Below are 24,713 nucleotides of genomic sequence, written 5' to 3'. Positions count from 1 at the left end.
CCCTATGGCACCACCGCCGGCCTCGGCTCGATGCGCACCACCCAGAGCCCGTTGAAGAAGTCGTTCACGTAGGCCAGCCCGTCCTTCGGGTTCACGACCACTCCCCACGTCTGCGCCTTGTTCTTCGTGTTCCCCTGCATGTCCCCCGTGTACAGGCTCGTGATCTCGCGCCCCTGCGCGCGCAGGTCGCCGCGCAGTTCGCCCGAGATGTCGAAGGCGCGGAAGCCGGCGTCGTACGCCCCCATGTACAGCGTGTCGCCGGCCACCCAGACGTTGTGCACGCCGCCGTACTCCGGCGTGTAGTAGGCCACCGACTTCGGGTGCTCGATGTCGCTCACGTCGATCACCTGCATCGTCCCGTACATGCGGTCGGCCGACGCGTCCTTGGCCCCCTTCACCGGGTTGGCGCGATAGACCTCGTCGGCGATGAAGACGTAGTTCTTGTGACGCCACGCGGTGTGCGTCCCGCGCCCGTGCCCTGCCCCGCTCTCGATCTCCACATCCTTGTACAGCGCGTTGAGGTCGTACTTGTAGTGCGAGACAAACTGCGGACTGCTCGGGCTCCCCCCCTTGATCCCGTTGCCGACGTCGAGGATCACCAGCCCGTCGTTCCACCAGCTGCCGTACAACAACCCGTCGCGCACCTCGAGGTCGTGGATGTAGCGCCCGTTGTCGGCGCGCGGCGTCTTCCACTGGGCCACTTCCTTCGGCTTGGCCGGATCGTTGATGTCGATCACGTGCATCGCCCCGGTCCCGTCGTTCGTGAGGTACACGAAGGTCCCGTACTTCGGCTGCGTGTTCACGTAGGCCGAGTGCACCCCCGCCGTGACCCCCTGCGTGAATTCGCCGACGACCTTGGGATGCAGCGGATCGTCCAGCGTGCAGATGACGATCCCGTTCTTGCGATCCGCCGCCCCTTCGCGCGTGGCCACGAGGACCTTCCCGTCCTCGCTCGTCATGATGTCGTTGACCAGGCGCGTGTTCATCACCACCGAGTCGACGATCGTCGGCTTTGCCGGGTTGGAGATGTCGATGGTCCAGAAGCGGTCGCCGCCGCCGTGCGCCCCGAGGTACGCGACCTTGCCGTTCGGGTGCAGCCAGACCTCGGCCGTCGAGAACTCGGTGCGCGGCAGTCGCCCCACCACGCTCACCGGACGTCGCACGTTGCGGTCCTCGACCGTGATCACCGATTCCGCCGTGCGCCCGGCGACGTTCGCCATCACCACGAATCGCCCCGGCTTGTAGGCCACGAAGCCGCCGTCCTGCTCGACCACCCCCTCGCCGCCGGCCACGCTCCACACCGGCGACAGCCCGGCGATCGCCCGACCGCTCGCCGTCCGGGCCGTCGCCGAGAGGCGCACCACGTCGCCCGTGCGCACCTGTGTCCGCGCCGGCGACACGTCGAGCGTCGCGATCGTATTCGGGACCACGGTGACCGCCTGGGTACTCGTCGCCCCCCCCGCCGTCACGGTGATCGTCGCCCGCCCAGCCGCCACGGCGCTGAGCACCCCGTCGGCGCTCACCCGCGCGACGGCGGGGGTGGAGCTCTTCCAGGTGAAGTTGTCGCGCTTGGTCCGTTCGTCGCCCGCCCTCGAGTACGACTGCGCGCTGAGCAGGACCCGCTGCCCCACCACCAGCGTCGCGACAGCCGGGGCCGTGGTCACCTTCGCCGCCGGCCCGGGGACAAGACGCACCTCGAAGCGCTCGATGAACGGGCGGTCGCCGGCCACGAGCGCGACCACGCTCACCGGCTGCACCCCCGTCGTGGCGGCGATCAGGACCCCCGCCGAGTCGATCTCCCCCCCTTCGCCCCCGACGCCGTTGAAGCGGATGCGCACCCCCGCCACCGGATTCCCGCTCGCATCCACCGCCTGCGCCGAGAAGCGCACGGTATCGCCGGCGGCGACTTCGCGGATATTGGGGGTGATCAACAGTCTGGCCACCTTTCCCTGCCCCTCGGCGCGTGCCGGGAGGAGGAGCGCGGCGAGCCCCGCGATCGCGAGCGTCACCGCGCGCAGCGTCTGCTTCATGAGGATCCTGGTTGGGGAGAAGGCGATGTCGCCCCCAACTTCACCTGCGATGGATGCAGGGGTCAATCGTCACCCTGTATTCGCCCGAACACCGCGCCCACGCGACCATGTCCCTCCCCCTCATTCGCTCGCTCTTCGCGCACATGGCCTGGGCCGACGCCCAGCTCCTCCAGGCGCTGCGCGCCGCGCCGGGCGACGACCCGCTGTCGATCGAACGCTACGCCCACGTGCTGGCGGCCGAGCACATCTGGATCACGCGAATCGAGGGGCGCGACCCCCGCGTCGGCGTGTGGCCCGAGCTCTCGCTGGAGGAGTGCGCCGTCCTCTCGGACGAAAACGCGCGCGACTACCAGCGCTTCATCGACCTTGAGACCGACGCGACGCTGCAGCGCGCCGTGACCTACACCAACAGCTCCGGGGCGACCTTCACCGGGCGCGTGCTCGACATCCTCCTGCACGTGGCCATGCATGGCGCCTATCATCGCGGCCAGGTGGCGTTGACCATGCGTCGCAGCGGCGGAGCCCCCGTCAGCACCGACTACATCCTCTGGTCCCGAGGGCGCCCGGCCTGACCTTTCGCCCTCCCTCACGAGCGATTCATCTTTGCCGCGCTAGCTTGGTAGAGAACTCGTGACCGGAGTGTTGCTTGGCGAGTACCGTATCACCTGCCCTCCCCTTTGCCGATGCGACGGCGGGCCTTCGCACGCGCCTGGGGCGCTTCGCCCTCGCCGCGATGCTCGTCGTCGTGCTGATGGTCGTGGCAGTCGTCACGCGCCTGGCGCTGCTGGCGTATGCGTGGCGCGAGCTTGACGCCTCGCTGTACGAGGTGCTCAAGGCGCTGCTCGTGGGTGAGGTCTTCGACGTGCTCGCCTCGCTCTGGGTCGTCGCCCCGCTCGTGGTGGTCCTCGCGCTCCTCCCCGACCGCTGGTTCTCCTCGCGCGTCGTGCGCGGGTGGATGCGAGGGTGGCTCTTCTTTCTCTTCGCGCTCTCGGCCTTCGTGATCGCCGCCGAGGTGATCTTCTTCGACGAGTTCAACGGCCGCTTCAACTTCGTCGCCGTCGACTACCTGATCTTTCCCACGGAGGTCGTCACCAACCTGTGGGAGAGCTATCCGCTCCCCGCCATCCTGCTCGGCGTCGCCGCGGTGGGGGCGCTGGGGGTCTGGCTCACGCGCCGTCGCATCGCCCGCGCGCTCGAGGCGGCGACCCCGGCCCGCTCGCGCCTCGCCGTGGTCGGCGCCCACGCCGCCACGTTAGGCGCCCTGACCTTCGGTGTCGCGCCGGAGATGGGGAAGGTCAGCGACGATCGTGCGCTCAACGAGATCGCCCTGAACGGCTACTACACGTTCTGGATGGCCTTCATGGGGCAGGACGCGCCGTACGAGGGGTTGTATGCCACGCGCCCGGTGGCCGAGGAATCGGCCCGCATCCGGTCGTTGGTGGTGGGCGACTCGGTGGCGCTGGGGGGCGCCGCGTGGAGCCCCGATCGCCCGACCGAGCGTCGCGTCGTCTCGGCGGTCCCCGAGTCGCGCCGCAACGTCGTCGTCGTCCTCGAGGAGAGCCTGGGGTCGATCTTCCTGGCGTCGTTGCACCCGCGCGGCGACACCGTGCTCACCCCGCGCTTCGACTCGCTGATCGCCGAAGGCACCGTGCTGGCCAACGCGTATTCCACCGGCAACCGCACCATCCGCGCGCTCGAGGCGACCACATCGTCGCTCCCGCCCCTCCCCGGCATCTCCATCGTCAGGCGCCCGGCGTCGCAGGGGCTGTTCACGCTGCCGTCGGTGCTCAAGGAGCGGGGCTACAACACGTCCTTCATCTATGGCGGGCGGGCGATGTTCGACGGCATGGGCTCGTACATGCGGAACAACGGCATGGAGCTCATCGTGGAGCAGAAGGACTATCCCAAGGATGCGTTCACGAATGCGTGGGGGGCCGCCGACGAGTACATCTTCGACAAGGCCCTGGCCGTGTACGACTCGCTCCACGCCGCCCAGCGACCCTTCTACTCGTTGGTGCTGTCGGTCTCCAACCACAAGCCGTACTCGTTTCCCGCTGGGCGCATCGCCGCCGACCCCAACGCTCGCAAGCGCACCAACGCCGTCATGTACGCCGACTGGGCGCTCGGGCGCTTCATGCGCATGGCCGCGACGCACCCGTGGTTCGACAGCACCCTTTTCGTGCTGATGGGCGACCACGGCGCGCGCGTGTACGGCGCCTCGGAGATCCCGCTCCCCAGCTACGAGGTCCCCATCCTGTTCTACGCGCCGCGCTTCATCCCCGCCGGACAGCGCATCAATACGTTGGCCTCGACCATGGACCTCCCGGCGACCATCATGGCGCGCCTGGGGATGACGTACGAGAGCAAGTGGTTCGGCCAGGACGTGTTCAGTGTGCCGCCGGAGCGCGGGCGTGCGCTCATGACGCACAACTCCAACATCGCCCTCATGCAGGGAGACCGCATCGCGGTGCTCGGGCTCAAGGGGGCCACGGAGCTGTACGAGTACGACCGGCCGGCCAAGCGGTTGCGTCGCGTGGCATCGCCCGACTCGGCGGGGCGCGAGTTGGTGGAGGATGCGATCGCCTACTTTCACACCGCCGATCGACTGTACCGGAGCGGGGCGTACGGGACGTACGGGGCGGCGGCGAAGCGGTAGTCGAGCGGCGGTGCGGAGCGTGACGTAGCGCAACGCGCGCGCGTCGGAAGGGCACTATCTGGTGTGGTCGAGTTTGCCGCACCGTGCGTGGGACCGTTTCATCGTGGGTTCACACGTACGTCACAATCTGCCCGTCGTCATGACCACGCTCATCTTCGTCGCCCTCGCCCTCATCACGGTCGTGGCGATTGCCAGACAGTTGAAGTCGCGACAAGCGCACGAGCGTGAGTCGGCGCAGGTGCTCGAGGAGAACACCCGGGCCGGGGTGAACGAGCCCCCGACGCTGCACCCGGTGATCGACGAGCACCTGTGCATCGGGTGCGGGGCCTGCGTGGAGGCGTGTCCCGAGCAGCCGCTGCACTCGCCGCTTGGGCTGGTGAACGGGAAGGCGGTGCTGGTCGATGCCGCCAGCTGCATCGGCCATGGGGCATGCAAGGCGGCCTGTCCCATGGACGCGATCGACCTCGTCTTCGGGACCGAGAAGCGAGGCGTGGACATTCCGCACGTGAGCCCGAGCTTCGAGACCAATGTCCCGGGGATGTTCATCGCCGGCGAGTTGGGGGGGATGGGGCTCGTCGCCAACGCGATCGACCAGGGGAAGGCGGCGATCGGCTCGATCCGCAAGCTGTCCGGGATTGGGAGCGGCGACCGTCTCGACGTGGTGATCGTCGGTGCCGGCCCGTCGGGGTTTGCCGCGTCACTGGCATCGATGGAAGCCAAGCTGCGCTTTCGCACCATCGAGCAAGGGACGTTAGGCGGGACCGTCTTCCAGTTTCCCCGCGGCAAGATCGTGATGACGCGCCCCGTCGAGCTCCCACTGGTGGGCAAGGTGCGCATCGCCGAGACCAGCAAGGAAAAGCTGCTGGAGTTCTGGCAGCAGGTGGAGCGTGACACCAAGGTGCCGATCCAGTACCACGAGCGGCTGGAGATGGTGACCCCGGACGGGGACGGCTTCGTGGTGAAGACCAGCGTCGGGGAGTATCGGACGCGCGCCGTGCTGCTGTGCCTGGGGCGCACGGGGACACCGCGCAAGCTGGGGGTGAAGGGGGAGGACCATCCCAAGGTCGTGTATCGGTTGATCGATCCCGAGGAGTACGCGGGAAAGCACGTGCTCGTGGTGGGGGGTGGCGACAGCGCGCTCGAGGCGGCGCATTCCATTGCCGAGGTGCCGGGGACGCGTGTGACGCTGTCGTATCGCGACAAGGCGTTCACGCGGGCCAAGGAGAAGAACCGGCGCAAGGTCGAGGAGTTGCAGGGGGCGGGGCGGCTCCACGTGATGTACGGCTCGAAGGTGAAGGCGGTGTACGCGCCGCACGTCGAGCTCGAGTACGAGGGGGAGGTGGTGAGCTTGCCTAACCAGGCGGTAATCGTGTGTGCTGGGGGGATCTTGCCGACGCCGTTCCTGAAGGAACTCGGGATCGCGGTGGAGACGAAGTACGGGACGCGTTGAGGGATCGACTGCAGGCAAATCAGGAGACGCGTTCGATCGGCAGGGGGACGTTGTCGTGTGGCGAGCGGACTCGTTCGGCCGGCAAGGGGACGTTGTCGCATGGCGAGCGGACTCGTTCGACCGACAAGGGGACGCTGTCGAGTGGCGAGCGGACTCGTTCGGCCGGCAAGGGGACGTTGTCGAGTGGCGAGAGGCCCCGTTCGACCGACAAGGGGACGCCGTGAAGTGGCGAGCAGACGCGTTCATCCGGCAAGGGGACGTTGTCGAGTGGCGAGCGGACTCGGTCATCCGGCAAGGGGACGTGGTCGAGTGGCGAGAGGACTCGTTCGGCCGGCAAGGGGACGTGGTCGAGTGGCGAGAGGACACGTTCCGCCGCCAAGGAGACAATGTCAGGTGGCGAGTGGACTCGTTCGTCCGGCAAGCGGACGTTGTGGAGTGGCGAGCGGACTCGTTCATCGGGCAAGGGGACGTCGTCGAGTGGCGAGATCACTCGTTCATTCGACCAGGACGCTGTGCGCGTTGGCGAGGGCGCACGTTCAGTTGGCGAGCAGGCTGTGCGGAGTTGCGAGCTGACAGGTTTGATCGGCGAGCGGACGTGCTCAGCCGGCGAGGACGCTGCGCGAGATGGCGAGGGGACTGTGCCGCGCTGACAGGTGACTCGTTCGTGCCGCAAGGCGATTCGTTCGACTGGCAAGATGACGCGTTCGATCGACGAGATGCCTGCGCGAAGTGGCGAGCGCGCTGTGCCGAGTGGCGAGGCGACGATGTCCCGCACGGCGCTCGAAATGCACGATCGGCAATCGAATGATGCGGTAGTGACGCACGCAGTGCGCTGGATTGAGGGGACGACTTCGTTCCGCCTTCAGCCATCGCACTCATGTCACGACTTCTCGACGACCTGTGCGCCGCCGTGCGCGTCCGCAACTATAGCAATCGCACCCGGAAGGCCTACGTCGGCTGGGTGAAACGGTTCGTGCGCTTTAGCGGCCTCCGTCACCCGCGGGAACTCGGGAAGGGTGACATCGAGCGCTTCATTGGGTACCTCGCGACCGAGCGCGACGTCGCCGCATCAACCCAGAACCAGGCACTCTCCGCGATCCTCTTCCTGTACCGACACGTGTTGGGGATCGAAATCGAGTCCGACGTTGCCGTGGTGCGGGCCAAGCGTGGCAAGCGCATCCCTACCGTTCTCGCCCCCAACGAGGTCACGGAAATCCTCCGGCAATTGGATGGCGATCTGCGACTCATCGTAATGCTGCTGTATGGAAGCGGACTTCGACTCAACGAGGCGCTGACGCTCCGCATCAAGGACGTCGACGTGCAGCGCCGCATTCTGACGCTTCGCGACGCCAAGGGGGGGAAAGACCGCCGTACCGTCCTGCCTGAGCAAACGATCGCCCCAATGTCCGACCGACTGATGCGAGCACGCCAACTGCACCTCACCGACGTGTCGCGAGGCGGTGGCTACAATGCGCTCCCCCATGCCTTTGGCCTGAAAGTGCCGAGCGCGCGGCGCGACTGGCGATGGGCGTGGGTCTTTCCCGCCACGCGGCAGTACCGCGACGGCGACACGGGCGAGCTGATGCGCTATCACCTGTACGAAACGACCGTCTCGCGCGCCATCACTCAAGCCGCCAGCCTCGCCGGCATCAACAAGCGAGTGACGGCACACACCTTCCGTCACTCCTTTGCTACGCAACTCCTGCGCGCCGGATACGACATCCGCACCGTGCAATCGCTGCTGGGACATCGTGACGTATCCACCACCATGCTCTATCTGCACGTGTTGGAGAGCGGTACCGGGGTGCGAAGCCCGCTCGATAGTCTCGACACTACGCCGCCTGCGGTTCCTTTGACAACGGTCGACGTCGTCCAGCCGCCGCGGGCGCCATCCTCCGCCGCTGGCGACCCCGCCTCCGACTCTCCCACTCCCTTTGTGAGGCCATCGATCCCCTCCCGCCTCCGACGCCAGTGACGCTCTCGTGCCGAGTCGGGTTATCCCCTGCTCTACGCACGGATAACGCGATATCCCCGCTACGACGAGCGCAGGGTAAGACCTGACGTGTTGCGGACTTGCAGCATTCTGGCCGGACCGGGAGTCCGGCGTTATCCTGCAATAGGTCGCCGATCATGCCCGTGGTGAGTACGAGGTGCGGGACATCGGTAGACTGATCAATGCACGTTACCCCGCGGGGCCCGCCCGCCGGGGACGGGCCCGGTCCGCGCGCCGGCCGCACGGGCCCCGCCGGCGGGGCGGAGCCCCGCGGCGGCGAGGGGGCGGGCCGCCGCCCGCGCGGGGGGGCGGGGCGGGGCCGGTTCGCGTGGCCCCGGCGGTCGGCCCGGGGGGGCCCGGGGCGGCCGGGGGGCCCCGGCGGGCGGCCCCGGCGAGCCCGTGTGGCGCTGCCGCCCCCCGCCGCTGCCGCCGGGCGTGGCGCGCCGCCCGTCGCGCCCTTCTCGAACTCACCGGTTGGGCCTCGCACGCTTGGCCCGTCGCGGCCGTCGGCCCACACGGGGCTCTCCGGATGTCCGTGTCGGAACCCGCGTGCCTCGCCAAGCGCTGTGCGCAGGCCCGCGCGCCAGGACCCGTGCGCAGGCGCTGGCACGATGCAACCGCACCCACCGGTCCGGCCCCGCGCTGTAACGACAGTTGCAGCGACGGGCGAGCTGTGAGGCTCCCTGCGCTCGCTCGGTTGCCTTCGCGCGCAGCTGAACCACACGTTATACGGCAGATCCGACCTAGGGACTCTTGTGCGTGCGCACCATTCATCGGCAGCCGACCGATTCCTTCGGTTCGCGTACCGATTCGGCCGTCGGAGAGAAGTGAGCGGATTTGATGTCCGCGCCCTGCTCCCCTTCGCCGCGAGCGCACGGTCATCTTCGAGAAGGTCGCCGCGGCGGTGGCACTTCTCGCAGAGCATGACGAGCGCCGCCTCGGTACCTGCGCCGCGACTTGCCTCGCGTGTGGGTGTTCGGGCACCAGCCGCGATTGCGCAGTGCCGCTACGAGCTTCGCATGTGCGTACTCGACTTCGACTACGTCACCTCGGACGCCACAACGCCTGCTCACTTGGCGCTTACGCTAGTGCACGAGGGCGCGCACGCGCGCCTCGCGCGCGCCGGCTTTCGATACCATGAGGCGGCACGCGGCCGAATCGAACGCGTCTGCGTACGCCAGGAGGCGGCGTTCGCGCGTCGCATACCCGGTGCGGATCGGCTGGTTGATGAGGCCGAAGAGCGCTTGGAGAATCCCGATGAGCTGTTCTCGAATCGTGCCCGCCGCGAGCGCGAGCTGGCGGCGTTGCATGAGCTGGGCCATCTTGGTCGTCTGGGCTATCGATTGGCCGCCTTGTTTCGGCGCCGTGCCGTATAACACTCGGTTGCACCAGACAGCCGAGCAGATGTATGCTCGCTGCGCTCGCACGATCGAATTCGGCTGCAGGTGAACCAAACGTTATGCGAACCGACTGACGCCATTTGACATGCGTCACGTGATGCGTTACACTTGACGCGTGATCAAGTCGTTCGCCGACAAACGCACGCAGGACCTGTTTGCCACGGGCGCGGCCAAGCGCTTTCCGCCCGACGTGGCGCGGCGCGCAAGCTGGAGCATGTGACCTGGCGACGTCCTCGACGACCTGAAAGTGCCCCCCGGCAATCGCCTGCATGCGCTGCGCGGCGATCGGCAGGGCCAGCATGCGATTGCCGTGAACGATCAGTGGCGCATTTGTTTCCGCTTTGTCGACGGCGATGCCTACGACGTCGAAGTGTGCGACTATCACTAGGCTGGAGTGCTTCGCATGAGTATCCCGCATCCCCGTACCATGAAGCGGCGGCCCACCCACCCCGGGGAGATGCTCCGCGAGGACTTCATGCCCGACTACGCGCTCACCGTCGCCGGGCTGGCGGAGGCGTTGGGCGTGTCCTGGCAGTCCGTCAACGAACTGCTCCGCGAGCGGCGCGCCCTCCGTCCTGAGATGGCGCTCCGGCTCTCCCCCGGCTCTTCGGCAACAGCGCAGAGTTCTGGCTCAACGCCCAGCGCAATGTCGATCTCTGGGAGGCCGGACAAGCGGATCAAGGACGACGTCGCCCGCATCAAGCCCCTGCGCGTCGCATAACAGAGGGTTGCACCAGTCAGCCGAGTTATGGTACGCTCGCTCCGCTCGCGCGATAGCCTTCGGCTGCAGGTGAACCCAAACGTTATACCGCCAAAGTTAGGAGACATTGAGGGTGCCGACCTCCGCCGCCGCATTCCTAGTCGTAGTTCTGGCCATCGTGCCAGGCGCGTGCGGCGTCTACGCGTTTACCCAAACGGTTTCCTCCGACTGGCGGCAGAAGGAGTGGCAAGCCGCCGTGCAGCATGTCGCCTTCTCCGCGCTTGGCCTTCTCCTCTACGCAGTCGTCGCGGCATGGCTCGACTTCCTCCCGGCGGCCCATGTCATTCCTAGCACCTACCTCTCACTCAAGGCATCACAGCTTCTCTTGGTGCTGATTCCGTTTGCGGGGCATCTCATGGGCTCCGCGCTCATTGGCTTCTCTGCCGCGAAGGTTCATGCCCTCGTGTCGCAGGCCGCCGGTGCGAGCAAGCACCCGTCCGCCTGGTCCGAGTTCGTTTCCTCATGCGTGCGAGAGCGATGGATCGTGGTGACGCTTACTACCGGCGATGTCTGGGCCGGCATCCTCGCATTTGCGGACACTGGCGTCCAGGACTCCGAGCGCGACCTCATTCTACGCGAGCCTGCGCTGCGCGACGGCGCGACCGGGGAATACGTCGCGAGCAACTACTCCGCTATGCACATTCCGGCGCGACTGGTGCAAAGTGTGGGAGCAGTGGCCAGCGTAGGTGATGAGAGGGTTGGTCCAGCAGTCGGTCATCCACTCTTTGCGAGGGAGGCTCCGAATGTCGAAGGAGGGCTTTAGAATTCAGACAACGCCGCCCGCGGATCATCCCGGCCGCATCGACGAGGGCGCTCGCACGACAGTAACGCCACCGGCGCCAAAGACGGCCCCGCAGGGCCCGCCACCACCGCCGCCGAGCAATCCAGCTCCTAAGAAATAGCGCGCGGTACAACTATCGTTGCAGCAGACGAGGGCGTTGATGATACGTGCGGCCTCCGGCCGCACTTTGTATGCTGCCCTCGCTGCTGAACTGGACGTTATGCCGCCGAACAATCACGCGATGTGACCCGTGCGACGAAGAAGGGCGCCGAGCTAGCGCTTCTGACGCGCTTCCGCGATGTGTGCACCCGTTTTCCTGACGGCGATGTTGAGCCCTCGGAGGCGCCTGACTTCATCGTGCGCGGCAAAGAACGCAGGGTCGGCATCGAGGTGACGGAGCTGTTCGTCGCATCCGGCGCGTCCACCTCGCCGCCACAAGCGCTTGAGTCGGCGCGTGCCAGCGTGCTCGCGAACGCGCAGGATCTCATGCTCCAGGGCGGCGATCCACCGCTCGCGGTGTCCGTTCACTTCAGCCAGCATTGGCAACCAAGCGGCCGCGATCTCGCTTCGCTTGCTCAGCGACTAGTCAGTATTGTCCGCCACGAGTCGCCCATCGCGCCAGGCACTTCGGTGACGCTTGGTGACGGAGATGAACGACTCGCCGACGTATGGGACGCCGTAGTGGCCATGACGGTACATTACCCCGAACGCGCCGCACAACACTTCTGGATGGCGCCGGGGTTTGCGTGGATTGCACCAATTGAGCGAGCCAAGTTGGCCGAGGTGGTCGCGACCAAGGAGCGCCTGCTCCCCCGCTATCTCACGAGGGTGGATCGCGCCTGGTTGTTGATCGCCTTTCGTTCTTCTCGGCTTTCGTCCGCAATGTCCTTCGATCCGTCTGTGCTTCAGCCGCCCTTCGCGAGCGCATTTGACAGGATCTACCTGTACGACGACTTCCGTCGTGACTCATGGCTGCTGTCGCCACCTCAATCCGACGCGGCATAACACACGCTGCAGCAGTCGGCCGAACGATTGTACGCGCGCGGCGCGCGCTCTATGTCCTTCGGCCGCAGCTGAGCTACGACGCCGATTGGCGCCGGAGCGGATGTCGCCAGCTGCAATCACGTCGGCGACGTTCGTTTCGAACATGTAGCGGGCGCGCGCCAGCGGCCAACCGCGCGGACGACCATGCTCGACCGGGATGTCGGCGCCCGCGAGGATGAAGCCCGACGCGTCGCACGCCAGCAGGTCGATGAACGGCTTGGTATGCGGCTGCACCCCGATGAAGATGAACAGCGCCGACGCCGCAATCGTGATTCGCTCCTCGGTCTTGACCGACTTCAACTCGACCGTGCGCACTTCAGTGTCGCCCTGCACGCACTCGATTTCGCCGTTGCCAACCACTTCGATATTCGGCGTGGAGTGGATGCGATCGACGAGGTACTGTGACATGGCGCGCTCCGAGGCCATCGGCGCGTGGTGAGTTCGGTGCCGTCAGAGAGGATCACGACGCGGTACGAGTCCTCGCGACGCAACCCCACCACCTCCTGGCCCGTGAGGATCTCGGCGCCGAATCGCCTGGCCTGGGTGGTGGCGCGATGCGCCAGATCGGCACCGGACACGCCCGCCGGAAAGCCGAGATAGTTCTCGATCATCGAACTCGTCCCCGCCTGTCCGCCCGCGGCCTCTCCTCCCACGATCACGGTGCGTAGTCCCTCGGACGCCGCGTAGACCGCGTTGGCGAGCCCCGCCGGCCCACCGCCGACGATCACCACATCGTAGAACGGGCGACTCGCCTGCGTCTGCATTCCTGACTTGGTGGCGAGTGCCATCTGCGTCGGTGCGACGAGATGCGTGCCGTCCGGGAAGAGCACCACCGGCAGCCGCGTGAGGTCGCCGGCGACGGACTCGGCCAGGGCGCGAGCCGTCGCGTCGGCGTCGAGGTCGACCCACTCGTACGGGACGCGGTTGCGCGAGAGAAACTCACGGACGAGGAACGACGGGGGCGACCACTGCGAGCCGAGGACGCGGATCCCCTCGAACGAGGGAATGACGCGGGCGCGCCATTCGGCCAGCAGATCGTCCAGCACCGGATAGAGCCGCTGCTCCGGCGGATCCCACGGCTTCACGAGATAGTAATCGAGCCCGACGTCGTTGATCCCCGAGATCGCGACATCGGTGTCGGCGTAGGCGGTCAGGAGGACGCGCCTGGCGTTCGGGTGCAGCGCTTTCACCTCGCGCAGCAGTTCGGTCCCCGATATCCCCGGCATTCGCTGATCGACGAGGAAGAGCGCGATCAGCGTGTTGCGCGCGGCCAGTTCGCGGGCGGCCTCCAGCGCTGCGCCCCCCGACGCGGCCTTCATCACCCGATAGTCATCGCGATACCGGCGCCGCAGGTCGCGCTCGATGGCGGCGAGGACGGATGGATCGTCGTCGACCGTAAGGATCACAGGCTTTGACACGAATTGCTCCGCGGCTCGAGGGGGAAGTCGGGCGCGGCGAGTATAGGTGGGAGCCGATGATCGTGCGAATGGTCGAGCTACTGCTGCGCCTCTTCGTACGTGCCGAGGTACCCGAGAATGGCGCGACGCAGCTCGTCCATGTATCGCGGGCGCTCGGTCGAAGCGGCGCGCCCAAGCTGCGAGACGATCCCGTCGCCGATCACCATCAGTACCTCGACGCGCCTCGAGCAGTCGGCGCGCGAGGCGGAAGGGTCACGCGCGGAGAGGAGGGCCATGAGCGCTTCTCCAACCGCGACATGCGCCGCCGCGTCCTTGATGGCGGGCCCTGACTCCATGCTGTTGAGCACGAAGTAGGCAGGGGTGCGCGCCATGAAGTCGGTCATCAGGGCGAGCATTCGATCGACGAACTCCGAAAACGGAAGGCGCGCCCACTCGGCGGCCTGCGCGTGGATCTCGGCCGCCATGGCGTGCCCCTCGGCGGCGTAGCGGACACGCAGGGCGTCGAAGATGGCGTCCTTGGTCGGGAAGAAGTGGTACATCGACCCGACCGACGATCCGGCGCGTCGCGCCAACTCCTGGACCGAGCAGGCGGTGGCGCCCACCTCGACGATCAGCGACTCGGCGGCGTCGAGGATCTCATCGACGCGGCGCCGGCCACGCTCCTGACGCGGGCGTCGCTGCGCGGCGCTCTCGCCCGTGTCTCGCGTTTCGTCGTTCATCGCCACCTCCGACCATGATGAGGGACCGCGCATTGGCTCGTTCCCTTCCGACTCCCCAGCACGCGCGCCCGTGCTTTCGACATGTGACGACTTCAAAACAGAACCGTCATTCTAGGATTGACATTTTAGAAAGCGCCCCTCTACGTTGCAAGTAGAAATTGTGTTCTACTTTCAGTTCACCAGACGCGTGTCAGCAAGTGCGCACTTACAATCGAAATCCCCGGGTGGCTCGGGCATCGGCCGAACCGCACCGGTTTGACGCTCTGAGAAGGCGAGATGAGCTCTCGGCCACGGCGTTACTCGCGCTGCTCGCCCTGCTCGCTCTAGGTCCGGTGGCGGTGAAGGCGCAGTCCAGTCCGCGTGTGGGCGTCGCGTTGAGTACCGACGGCACTCGTCAGGCAGTCGCAGCAGATGACAGCGTGGCGCTCACGCTCGAGCAAGCGCTTGCACGCGCACTTGGCGAGAGCCAGGAGGTCCGACTGGCGCGGGCGCAGGTCTCGCTCGCCGGCGCACAGGTGACGGCGGTGCGGGCGCAGGCGCTCCCGCAGGTTGATGCGTCGCTCTCCTACACCCGGACGTATCGCTCGCCGTTCAACACGGGGGCGGTGACGCTCCCCGACTCGATGCGATTCGAACCTGATTCGACCGGGAGCGTGAACGAGCGGCTCAAGTATCTGGAGGACAACGCCGCCAAGGCGGGGTTGGGCGGAATCGCCTCGCTCTTCAGCAGTCTCCCGTTCGGGCGTCCCAACACCTACGTGGGGAGCATCAAGGGGACGCAGGTGCTGTATTCCGGCGGACGCGTGGGCTCGGCGCTCAAGATCGCGTCGGCCTATCGCGACATGGCGAGCCTGGACTTCCGCGAGCAGGTGTCGGAAGTCGCGCTCCAGGTACGGCGCGCCTATGTGCGCGCAGCACTCTCCCAGCAGTTGGAGCAGATCGCGCAGGCCGCGCTCGATCAGGCGGAGCGCTTCCTGGCGCAGGAGCGATTGAGGCTCAAGGCAGGAAGCGCCTCCGAGCTGGAAGTGCTGCGAGCCGACGTGGCGACTGAGAACCTGCGCCCGCAACTGGTCGAGGCGCGCAACGCGGCCGAGGTGTCGCTGCTCGACCTCAAGCGGCTCGTCGACCTGCCGCTGACGCAGCCCATTCGTCTCACGACGGCGCTGGTGGCGCCGACGTTCGTCGATACCACCGCCGACCCCGATCCCACGCGGATGGCCGACGATCGCCCGCTGGTCACCGCCGCCGACCGACAGGTCTCGATCCGCGAACGGCAGGTGACGATCGCGCGCGGGAACTTCCTCCCGTCGGTCGCGCTCCAGATGAACTACGGGGGGCAGCTCTTTCCCGACCGTGTATTCGGCCTGTCGGGGACGCCGCTCCGGCGCGACGTCTCGGCGTCGGTCGCCGTGCAGCTGCCGCTCTTCACCGGCTTCCGGCGCATGGCGGAGCTGCATGAGGCGCAGATCGAGCTGGACAAATCGCGGCTGCAGCTCGGGCAGCTACGCGAAGGGGTGCAGGTGGAATACCAACGCGCACGCGGCGAGCGCGCCCGCGCACTCTCGAGCATTGCCGCGAGGACGCGCAACGTCGAGCAGGCACAGCGCGTCCACGACCTCACGGTGCTCCGCTACGAGCAGGGATTGGCGACGCAGCTCGAGGTGTCGGATGGGCGGCTCGCCCTCCTGCAGGCGCGCACCAACCTGGCCCAGGCGACGGCCGATTTCCTCCTCGCAGATGCGGGTGTCGACCGTGCCCTCGGGCGCGTTCCCGTGTCGGCCAGTTCCCGCGCGAGGTGACCGCGATGCCCATCCCCGAAGGCTCGTTGCACCTGACCGAACCCGCTGGCGCCTCGCACACCGCGCCGAGCTCTCTTTCTTCAGCCCTTCCTGACCAACGCCCGATGTCACGCCGCATGCACCGTTCGCCATCGCCGCCACCCGTCGGTCGCCTGCGCGCCTCCGCCGCCGGAATGACGCGGCGCCTCGCGCTTACCGGAACCCTCGTTGCACTGGCGGCCTGCGGCGGCGCGAATGCGAAGGACGCCGCCACGACCACCGCCAACGGCGGCACAGCAACTGGCGCCAACGCCAGGGGCAAGGCGCCGATCGTGTTGACGTCGCAGGACCTGATCGCCGCGACCCAGGCGGAGATCGGCGATGCCATCGTCCTCAGCGGTCCGTTGCAGCCGAAGGAGGTCGTGGCGCTGCGCGCCCGTGTCGGTGGAACGATCGCCGGGCTGAGCGTGGACCGCGGCTCGACAGTGCGACGCGGCCAGCGCCTGGCGACGATTCGCGCCGCCGGGATCGTGAGCCAGGCCGCCGGAGCGAGGGCGAACGTCGCCGCCGCCGAGGCCAATCACGCGCTGGCGCGGCAACGACTGGAGGCGGCGCGCACACTGTTCACGGCGGGCGCGATGTCGGCCATCGAGCGCCAGAGTGCGGAGGCGGGATACGAATCGGCGCTGGCGCAGGTGGCGGCGGCGAAGGCGCAGGAGACGAGCGCCGCCGAAGCGGCCGACTACACGAGCGTGGTATCACCGATCGATGGCGTGGTGAGCGCGCGCACGCGACGCGACGGCGAGAGCGTCGCACCTAACGACGAGATCCTCGTGGTGGTCAACGGGCGCACGCTCGACCTGGCGGGGCAGATCGGCGTGGACGACGCGGCGCGGGTCAAGGTGGGGCAGTCGGTGACCTTCAGTCTCGACGCCTTCCCCGGCGAGGACTTCCGTGGTCACGTGGCGCGCGTCGACCCGGTGGCCGATCCCGGCACTCGACAGGTGGGGGTGCACGTGGAGCTGGCCAACGCCAAGGGGCGCATCGTGGGCGGGCAGTACGCACGGGGGCGCATCGCACTCGGAAGCGTGACGGCGATCGTGGTGCCGATGACAGCCGTGCAAGGGGCGGCTCCCGATGGGAAAGGGGGGCATGTCTTCGTCGTGACCAATGGGCGCGTCACGCAACGCGCGGTCACGCTCGGCGCCCACGATGAAGCGACCGGCACCGTGGCGGTGACCACCGGACTGGCGACCGGTGACCAGGTGATCGTCACGCCTACGACCGACGTGGCCGATGGCATCGTGGTCAGCGTCGTCTCGGGCAAGGAATAGTGGTGATGTCCAACGAGCCGAAGCAGTCACAGGAGCCGAACGAGTCGCTCGACGCCGGCGCGTCCGACGCGACAAGCGCGTCGCACGCTACCCGCGGGTCGCACGGTGAGTCCGGCGGCGGGAGCGGGCTGAGCGCGCTCGCCATCCGGCGACCGGTCTTCACGACGATGATGATGCTGGCCCTCGTGGTGCTGGGGATCTTCAGCTATCGCGGATTGGCGATCGACCAGTTCCCCAACGTCGACCTCCCGATGGTGACGGTGCAGACCGTGTACCCGGGGGCGAGCGCCGAGACGGTCGAGCGTGAGGTGACGCGGCGCATGGAGGAGGCCTTCAATCCCGTGCAGGGGGTGAAGAGCCTCGTCTCGGTGTCGCTGGAAGGGATCTCGCAGGTCATCGTGGAGTTCGACCTCAATCGCAACGGCGACGTTGCGGCGCAGGACATCCGGACCAAGATCGAGACGATCAAGCGCGACCTGCCCGACGACATCGAGTCGCCGCTCGTGCAGAAGCTCGACCCGAATGCCCAGCCGATTCTCTCGCTGGCAATCGCCAGCAAGACGACGCCGCTGGTGGCGCTGACCACCCTGGCCGACGAGGACTTGCGGCGCAAGCTGGAGTCGGTGTCGGGGGTGGGTGAGGTGCGCATCTCGGGTGGGCTCAAGCGCGAGATCCGCGTCAACCTGTTGCCGGGCAAGCTGCAGGCGTTAGGCGTGACGGTCCCCGAGGTCATGGGGGCGCTGCAGCGGCAGAACCTGGAGATCCCCGCCGGGCGCGTGGATCAGGGACCCAACGAGCGCATCGTCCGGGTCACGGGACGCATCACCGACCCGGCGCAGTTCGACGAGGTGATCGTCGCCACGCGCGGCGGGAGTCCGGTGCGCCTCAAGGAGATCGCGCGGGTCGAGGTCGGGAACGAGGAGGAGCGATCGCTCGCCTTGTTAGGCGTGGAGCGCGCGGTGGCGCTCGATGTCATCAAGGTGTCGGGGGCGAACACGGTCGCAGTGGCCGACGGAGTGCAGCAGGCGCTGGCCGAACTGCGCGCCACGCTCCCCAAGGGAATCGAGCTGTCGGTGATCCGCGACAACTCGGTGCAGATCCGCAACTCGGTGTCGGACGTCATCCACGAGCTGCTCCTGGGCGCGGTGCTGACGATCATCATCGTGATGCTCTTCCTCAACGACTGGAAGGCGACGGCGATCACCTCGCTGGCGCTCCCGGTCTCGGTCATCTCCTCCTTCATCCTCATGAGCGCGCTCGGCTTCACGCTGAACATGCTCACCCTCATGGCGCTGTCGCTCTCCATCGGCATCCTGATCGACGACGCGATCGTCGTCGTGGAGAACATCGTGCGCCATCGCGAGATGGGGCGCGATCACTTCACGGCAGCGCGGACGGCGACCAAGGAGATCGCGCTGGCCGTGATGGCGACCACGCTCTCGATCGTGGCCGTCTTCGCCCCGGTCGCCTTCATGAAGGGGATCATCGGGCGCTTCTTCTACCAGTTCGGGCTCACGGTCTCGTGGGCGGTGCTGGTCTCGCTCTTCGTGTCGTTCACGCTCACGCCGATGTTGAGCGCCTGGTGGGGGGTCAATCCGCACCGTGGCGAAGGGGGGAACGTCGTCACGCGCGTGATCGGGTCGTTCAATGCCTGGTTCGACCGGCAGGCGGAGCGCTATCGCGGCGTGATCACCTGGGCGCTGCGCCACCGGAAGTCGACGCTGGCCATCGCGGCCGCGAGTCTCGTGGGTGCAATGGCGCTCGTCCCCTTCATCGGCGGCGGCTTCATGCCCGACACCGACAAGGGAGAATTCGTCGTGCAGGTCGAGGCGCCGGCCGGGCAGAGCCTTGCGTATACGCGTGGCAAGGTGGAGCAGGCGGTGGCGACGCTCAGGAGGCTCCCCGAAGTCGACTACATCTACACGACGGTCGGCGCGGGAGCGACGGGGACGGTGACCAGCGGCGAGATGTACGTGAAGTTGCACGCGGCGGCGAAGCGCAGCCGCTCGCAGCAGGAGGTGATGGTCGCCGCACGCGCCGCGCTCGCCCCGATCTATGGCATGCGCACCGGCGTGTACATCGCCAGCGACATCGGCGGGATCCGTCCGCCGATCGCCATCGAGATCCGCGGCCCCGAGACGACGGAGCTGGCGCGCATTGCAGGGCAGGTGATGACGGCGGTGAAGGAGGTTCCGGGAGTCGTCGACCTCAAATCCTCGTTAGGCGACCCGAAGCCCGAGTACCGCATTTCGCTCGACCGCGACGTCGCGAACCGGATCGGGATCGACGTTGGCCAGGCAGCAGCGACGATTCGCCCGCTGATGGCCGGCGAGACGGCGACGCGGTGGGAGGATCCCACGGGCGAGGAGCGCGACGTGGTCGTGCAGCTCGCCCCCGAGTTCCGCCGATCGCTCGAAGACGTGGGGCAGATCCCCGTTCCCACGGCGGCACGCGGAGCGACCGGGGTGTCGACCATCCCGCTGCGCGACGTGGCCACGATCACCCAGGGGACGGCGCCAGCGCAGATCGACCGCAAGGCACTCTCGCGCATCGTCACCATCTCGGGGAACCTCACGCTGGAGACGTCCGTTTCCGAGGCATCGACGGCGATCAACACGCGCGTGGCCGCGCTCAACCTCCCCGCGGGCTACTCGATCTCGCTCGGCGGCGACACCGAACAGCTGGCGGAGACGGGGGGCTACGTGCTCGACACGCTGGCGCTCGCGGTCATCCTGATCTTCCTCATCCTGGCGTCGCAGTTCGAGTCGTTCACGCAGCCGGTGGCGATCATGCTCTCGCTTCCGCTGTCGCTGGTTGGTGTCCTGCTGGCGCTCAAGCTCACCGGGACGACGCTGAACATGATGTCGATGATCGGCGTGATCATGCTGATGGGGCTCGTGGTCAAGAACGCAATCCTCCTGGTCGACAACGCCAACGAGCGGCGTGCGCTGGGGTCCAATCGTTTCGTGGCGTTGGTCGATGCCGGGGTGGTGCGATTGCGCCCGATCATGATGACCACGCTGGCGATGGTGGCGGGGATGATCCCCGTGGCGCTGGGGATGGGCGAGGGGGGCGGCTTCCGCTCGCCGATGGCGCGGGCGGTCATCGGCGGCCTCCTCACGTCGACGATGCTGACACTGATCGTCGTCCCGGTGGCCTATACGTACTTCGACGATCTCGGATCGTGGTTCAAGGGGAAGGTCGTCTCGCCCGATCGCGAACAGGAGATCACCGAGGAACAGCAGGCAGCGGGGCTTGCTCCGCAGCCGATCTGGGGAGACTGAGCGATGGCGAGCCATGAGATGACGGACGCGACGATGCTCGAGACACCCAAGCCCGAAGCGCGCGAGCGACTGCTGGCGGCTGCGGCCAGTGTCTTCGCCGCGTACGGGCCGGCCGGAGCGACGAGCCGGCGCATCGCCGAGGCAGCATCGGTGAACGAGGTCACGCTCTTCCGGCTGTTTGGAACGAAGGACGAGTTGATCGACGAAGCGGTGCACGCGTGCTCGATGCAAGAGCGCCCGGCCTCGCTCCCGCAGTTTCCCCTCGATCCGCCCAGCGAGCTGGCGGCCTGGTACGCGGCCGAGTGGCAGCGGTTGCGCCATCTGGCCGCGTTGCTGCGCCAGTGCTTTGCCGTGCAGCGCGCGCACGAGCAGATCCGCCGCGAGGCGACGGAGGTCGTTAGCCACAGTATCACGGTGCTCGACGCCTATGTGACGCGACTCGGCTACGAGGATCCGGCGCTCCCGCGCGACCGCGAGGCCGCGGTGCGCATGTTCGTGGGAGCGCTGCTGGCGAACACCGTGGCGGTCGAGGGTGACGAGACACCAGGGCATGACGCATCCGAACTCGCCGTCACCGCGCAGCGCTACGCGCGCACGTTCCTGCGCGCGTTAGGCTGGCTGGCGAGCGACACGCCACGCGGCATCGGGTGGGAATGGTCGCCGCCGCCAGACGAGGCGCTCGACTCGTAGCGCTCGGCGCGGTGGACATCGGAAGGGCGAGGTTGCACCATCGCCGACGCTGAGTCGTGGGACGACGCGGCGCTACTGCCCCGTCCCCCGCGCTGCTTCGCTCCCGTCCATCCACCACGGCCTGGGCCGCTCCCGCTTGCGCGGCCAGCGTTCGTCGAGCGTGTCCCCATCAGAAAGCCGCCCGTCCTTCATGACGTAGCGAATGGTGTTGGTATTGCGGATGTCGTCGAGTGGATTCGCGTCGAGCACCTGCAGGTCGGCCAGCTTGCACGGTTCGAGCGACCCCAGATCTCCCGCAACGCCGATGGCATCGGCACCGGTGAGCGAGCCGATCCGGATCACGTCGATCGGGGCGATTCCGCCCGACGCGAGCGACCACAACTCCCACTGGACGCCCAGCCATTGCAGCTGGCCGTGCCCGCCCAGTCCGACCTTTCCACCGGCGTCGATGATCTTCTTCGCCTGCTCGGCGAGGCGGGGATGGATGTACTGGTCGTCGCGAAACCATTGCGGGCGCCGCATCGACCGCTGGTCGATCTCCGAAGGCGGCATGAAGCGCCGCAGCTTGGCGTCAGCGTGAATGTCGGAGTGTTCGTACCAGTAGTTCTCCGTCCACGGCCCGCCATAGGCGACCAGCAGCGTAGGCGTGTAGGTGATCCCGCTCTGCGCCACCAGCTCGACCACATCCTTGAACAGCGGATACACCGGATAGTTGTGCTCGTGGCCGGGATAGCCGTCGAGGAGCTCGGTGATGTTCATTCAGCCCATCGCTCCCGAGCCAGGGGCCTGTGCTCACTGCTATGGTCGCTCTCGGTCCCAGCGGCCCCGCCACTGGCGCCACGGGGCGGGCGTCCATGGACCCCGTCGAGCACGCCCGGCGGCAAACGATGCTCGAGGCCGACGATTCCGCCGCGGTGCGCGCGGCCGTCCAGAGCGACTTCACGCCACTCTCGGCGTCGCAGGCGGACCCCGTGCCGCTGCTTGTCACTTGGATGCGCCGACACTGCCGTGCCACTTCCCGCCCCGCGTGATGCCTAACTAACGCTGGAGCAGACGCGGGCGCTATTGATTCGTGCGCCCTTCGGACGCACTCTATCTGATGCCCGCGCAGCTCAGCTGGACGTTAGGTGGTCAAGGAGAGGAGGTACTATGTTGACGTTGGTTCGCTTCAGCAGACCGGCACGATCCCTGTTTGTGCTTGGACACGCCGCTATTGCGCTGGCGTGCGCAGACAACACTGCGCCCATTAACGCAGTGGATGAGATCGCATTTGTTAGCTGGCGCGAAGGAGCCGCGATGCTCTATACGGCGCGCCTCGATGGCACGAGCCGCAGCGAGTGCTCACGCCGCCATTATCGGGGTCACTCGCTGACTACCAACTCTCAGCGGTGCGGTGGTCGCCCGACGGGACTCGCGTCGTAGTGAATCGCTCGCTGCGGCGTGATGCTGCCTACCCCAGCACTGACCTCGTCTTGGTCTCGCTGCCCGACGGACGCGAGACGGTCATCGTTGGCCCGAACGAGTCGACCGGATCCCCGAACGAGTTCACCGGCTCCGCGGCGTGGTCTCCTGACGGCGCTCATCTTGCCTTCTTCACGGGAGGCTTTTTCAATGTGGGCTACCTTCTCTTCGTGGGAGGGCCCGCCGGGGCGGGCGCCGTACCGCTTGGCACTCAGCGCTTCTATGCCGAGACTCCGACGTGGTCGCCAGATGGTCGGGAAATCGCCGGCGTTCGCTATCCAGATCGACGCCTCATTGTGATCGATGCAGCCACGGGTGCGCTTCGCCGGGTTGTCTCGACGGTGGAAGCCAGTGGCCCTGACTGGTCACCGGACGGAAGGCGGCTCGTCTTTGCCGGGCACTACCAAGTGAGCAGTGCGATCTTCGTGGTCAATCGCGATGGAACATCGGAGACCCGCATCACCACTCCTGACGCGGCCGTTCTGTTGGGAGCAGGCGATAATCTTCCGCGTTGGTCTCCGGACGGTCGGTCCATTCTCTTTCAGCAGAATCGGGGTGGGCTGCCGTCCGTGTCGTACCCTCGGGCGACGCTACGCACAGTGCGGCCGGACGGATCAGAGGGCCCGGACGTGCTTGGAGGCGATGCCACTGACGCAGCCTGGCGCCCGCGTCGCTAGCGCGCGAGGCCACCTAACACTGCATTGGAGCAGACGAGGGCGCTATTGATTCGTGCGGCCTGCGGCCGCACTCTAAGCTGGCCCTCGCAGCTCAACGCTAACGTTAGGCGCACCGACTGATGGCATCCGATAACTCCAAGTGGCTTCAGCATGCTCTCGCCGGCGCTCAAGGCAGCGGGATTCGGGAAGGCAGGAGCAACATGGCGGAGGACCAACGCGCCAGCGGTGGGCGTCTTCAATCTCAGGGGGTCCCAATGGGGGCCGTCGTTCGTCAATCTTGGCGTCTACCGCGCGCTGGTGACCGCGAGCGGCCGAGCGGAGCCTCCTGCCCATCCGCATCCGCCTCCGGCAGTGACTCATGGCCGAACCGGGAGCGCTAAGCTCCTGCTCGACTTCGAAACCGATGCAGCAGAATGTCGGGGCGCGGGAGCTGGAGACTCTTGTGATTGAGCACGCAGTGCCGTGGCTGGACATTGTCGACCATCTCCGGGCGCGCGTCAGTACTTCAGCGTCAGCGCCCAGCCGCAACTGGGTCACGAAGGAGGCCACAGCCCTGTTGGCTTCGTCAGGGGCGCCTAACATGCGGTTGGAGCTGACAACTGGCAGGATGTGCGGAAGGCGGCTACGCCGCCTCTGTTATACGCCAGTTGCAGCTCGACCCAGACGTTAGGCGTCCTCTCCTGCGCGCCAAGTACACTCGTGAAGTGCGCCTCCTCCTCATTTCTCACTTCCGCTTGCGGCCTGGGGCCAGGAGACGCCGACACCGCGCCGGCTCGGCCTCGATTCGCTTCACTTGGTGCGTCTCATCGCCACGCTGCCGCAAATGCGGGACACGCTCGCGGATCCCCCACTCGGGAGGGCCGTGGAAGCGTCTGCACGCGAGCTCCGCGTGCACCTCGCCCCACTCCACGCCACACGCGGTGTTTCCTTCATTCTCCGCCGACGCGCGAACGGCGGCTGGACGGCCACGCGCCTCCGCGTGGCCACCGATGCGTCCATCGCACGCAGTGTCCGCGCGGACTCCGCCGCCCTCGCCACCTTCTGGCGCGAGGAGGTCGCGCCCGTCCTTGCGGCGCTCCCCAGAGCCGCCTACGACGCATGGGCGGCTCGCTCGCCCCAGGACGATGATGTGCGCGCGCTGGTGCTGATCGAGGTCGTGGATGGCGGCGCCTACGCGCCGTGGAGCTTCCCTTCGCCCTCGCCTGCGACCGCGTGGCCACAGCCCATCGGCCGCCTCT

General features: G+C 67.3%; 16 protein-coding genes and 3 pseudogenes. 14 read left to right on the top strand and 5 right to left on the bottom strand.

Annotated features, from left to right (window positions below; genetic code table 11):
• Positions 1-2 precede the first annotated feature (2 nt).
• Positions 3-2,030: an Ig-like domain-containing protein gene (locus tag IPN47_08270; GenBank protein ID MBK9408027.1), complete on the bottom strand. Its 2,028-nt coding sequence runs from the start codon at positions 2,028-2,030 to the stop codon at positions 3-5.
• Between the two features lie 107 nt (positions 2,031-2,137).
• Between IPN47_08270 and IPN47_08265 the strand changes: the two genes are divergently transcribed.
• The 4 genes from IPN47_08265 to IPN47_08250 all read left to right on the top strand — a co-directional run bounded on the left by IPN47_08265 (position 2,138) and on the right by IPN47_08250 (position 8,111).
• Complete coding sequence (locus IPN47_08265; protein MBK9408026.1) at positions 2,138-2,602, top strand: DinB family protein; 465 nt, start codon at positions 2,138-2,140, stop codon at positions 2,600-2,602.
• 74 nt (positions 2,603-2,676) lie between these two features.
• Entirely contained in the window at positions 2,677-4,686 is a 2,010-nt protein-coding gene (locus IPN47_08260; GenBank protein ID MBK9408025.1) for a sulfatase-like hydrolase/transferase, read from the top strand.
• A gap of 139 nt (positions 4,687-4,825) precedes the next feature.
• Entirely contained in the window at positions 4,826-6,136 is a 1,311-nt protein-coding gene (locus IPN47_08255) for an NAD(P)-binding domain-containing protein (GenBank protein MBK9408024.1), read from the top strand.
• A gap of 877 nt (positions 6,137-7,013) precedes the next feature.
• On the top strand, positions 7,014-8,111 hold the full coding sequence (locus IPN47_08250) for an integron integrase (GenBank protein MBK9408023.1): 1,098 nt from the start codon (positions 7,014-7,016) through the stop codon (positions 8,109-8,111).
• 1,103 nt (positions 8,112-9,214) lie between these two features.
• Here IPN47_08250 and IPN47_08245 read toward each other — a convergent pair.
• Positions 9,215-9,451, bottom strand: coding sequence for a hypothetical protein (locus IPN47_08245; GenBank protein MBK9408022.1), 237 nt, complete (start codon positions 9,449-9,451; stop codon positions 9,215-9,217).
• A gap of 193 nt (positions 9,452-9,644) precedes the next feature.
• Here IPN47_08245 and IPN47_08240 point away from each other — a divergent pair.
• The 4 genes and pseudogenes from IPN47_08240 (at position 9,645) to IPN47_08225 (ending at position 12,075) form a co-directional block, all read left to right on the top strand.
• A pseudogene (locus tag IPN47_08240) lies at positions 9,645-9,917 on the top strand (type II toxin-antitoxin system RelE/ParE family toxin).
• A 15-nt stretch (positions 9,918-9,932) separates the two neighbouring features.
• A pseudogene (locus IPN47_08235) lies at positions 9,933-10,250 on the top strand (HigA family addiction module antidote protein).
• Between the two features lie 112 nt (positions 10,251-10,362).
• Positions 10,363-11,052 (top strand): hypothetical protein, encoded by a 690-nt coding sequence (locus tag IPN47_08230; protein ID MBK9408021.1) that lies wholly within the window; start codon positions 10,363-10,365, stop codon positions 11,050-11,052.
• Positions 11,053-11,313: 261 nt separating this feature from the next.
• Positions 11,314-12,075, top strand: coding sequence for a hypothetical protein (locus IPN47_08225; protein ID MBK9408020.1), 762 nt, complete (start codon positions 11,314-11,316; stop codon positions 12,073-12,075).
• Here the strand turns inward: IPN47_08225 and IPN47_08220 are convergent.
• Positions 12,037-13,532, bottom strand: a pseudogene (locus tag IPN47_08220) (response regulator). The gene IPN47_08225 and the pseudogene IPN47_08220 sit on opposite strands and share 39 nt — an antisense overlap.
• 77 nt (positions 13,533-13,609) lie before the next feature.
• Entirely contained in the window at positions 13,610-14,251 is a 642-nt protein-coding gene (locus IPN47_08215; GenBank protein MBK9408019.1) for a TetR/AcrR family transcriptional regulator, read from the bottom strand.
• Between the two features lie 419 nt (positions 14,252-14,670).
• Here IPN47_08215 and IPN47_08210 point away from each other — a divergent pair, with 419 nt between their 5' ends.
• The 4 genes from IPN47_08210 to IPN47_08195 all read left to right on the top strand — a co-directional run bounded on the left by IPN47_08210 (position 14,671) and on the right by IPN47_08195 (position 21,337).
• On the top strand, positions 14,671-16,050 hold the full coding sequence (locus IPN47_08210) for a TolC family protein (protein MBK9408018.1): 1,380 nt from the start codon (positions 14,671-14,673) through the stop codon (positions 16,048-16,050).
• Between the two features lie 116 nt (positions 16,051-16,166).
• Positions 16,167-17,363 (top strand): efflux RND transporter periplasmic adaptor subunit, encoded by a 1,197-nt coding sequence (locus IPN47_08205; GenBank protein ID MBK9408017.1) that lies wholly within the window; start codon positions 16,167-16,169, stop codon positions 17,361-17,363.
• Positions 17,364-17,368: 5 nt separating this feature from the next.
• Positions 17,369-20,647 (top strand): efflux RND transporter permease subunit, encoded by a 3,279-nt coding sequence (locus IPN47_08200; protein MBK9408016.1) that lies wholly within the window; start codon positions 17,369-17,371, stop codon positions 20,645-20,647.
• Between the two features lie 33 nt (positions 20,648-20,680).
• Positions 20,681-21,337: a TetR/AcrR family transcriptional regulator gene (locus IPN47_08195; protein ID MBK9408015.1), complete on the top strand. Its 657-nt coding sequence runs from the start codon at positions 20,681-20,683 to the stop codon at positions 21,335-21,337.
• A gap of 72 nt (positions 21,338-21,409) precedes the next feature.
• Here the strand turns inward: IPN47_08195 and IPN47_08190 are convergent, their stop codons facing one another.
• Positions 21,410-22,096 carry an amidohydrolase family protein gene (locus tag IPN47_08190; protein MBK9408014.1) on the bottom strand — a complete coding sequence of 229 codons (687 nt, stop codon included), beginning with the start codon at positions 22,094-22,096 and terminating at the stop codon, positions 21,410-21,412.
• 662 nt (positions 22,097-22,758) lie between these two features.
• Between IPN47_08190 and IPN47_08185 the strand changes: the two genes are divergently transcribed.
• Positions 22,759-23,475, top strand: a complete 717-nt coding sequence (locus tag IPN47_08185; GenBank protein ID MBK9408013.1) for a PD40 domain-containing protein — start codon at positions 22,759-22,761, stop codon at positions 23,473-23,475.
• 150 nt (positions 23,476-23,625) lie between these two features.
• Positions 23,626-23,925 (top strand): DUF4304 domain-containing protein, encoded by a 300-nt coding sequence (locus IPN47_08180; GenBank protein MBK9408012.1) that lies wholly within the window; start codon positions 23,626-23,628, stop codon positions 23,923-23,925.
• Positions 23,926-24,713 lie beyond the last annotated feature (788 nt).

The organism is Gemmatimonadota bacterium, assembly GCA_016719105.1.
In the GTDB taxonomy this organism is placed as follows: Bacteria; Gemmatimonadota; Gemmatimonadetes; order Gemmatimonadales; family Gemmatimonadaceae; genus SCN-70-22.
This window is presented reverse-complemented; position numbering and strand designations above follow the sequence as displayed.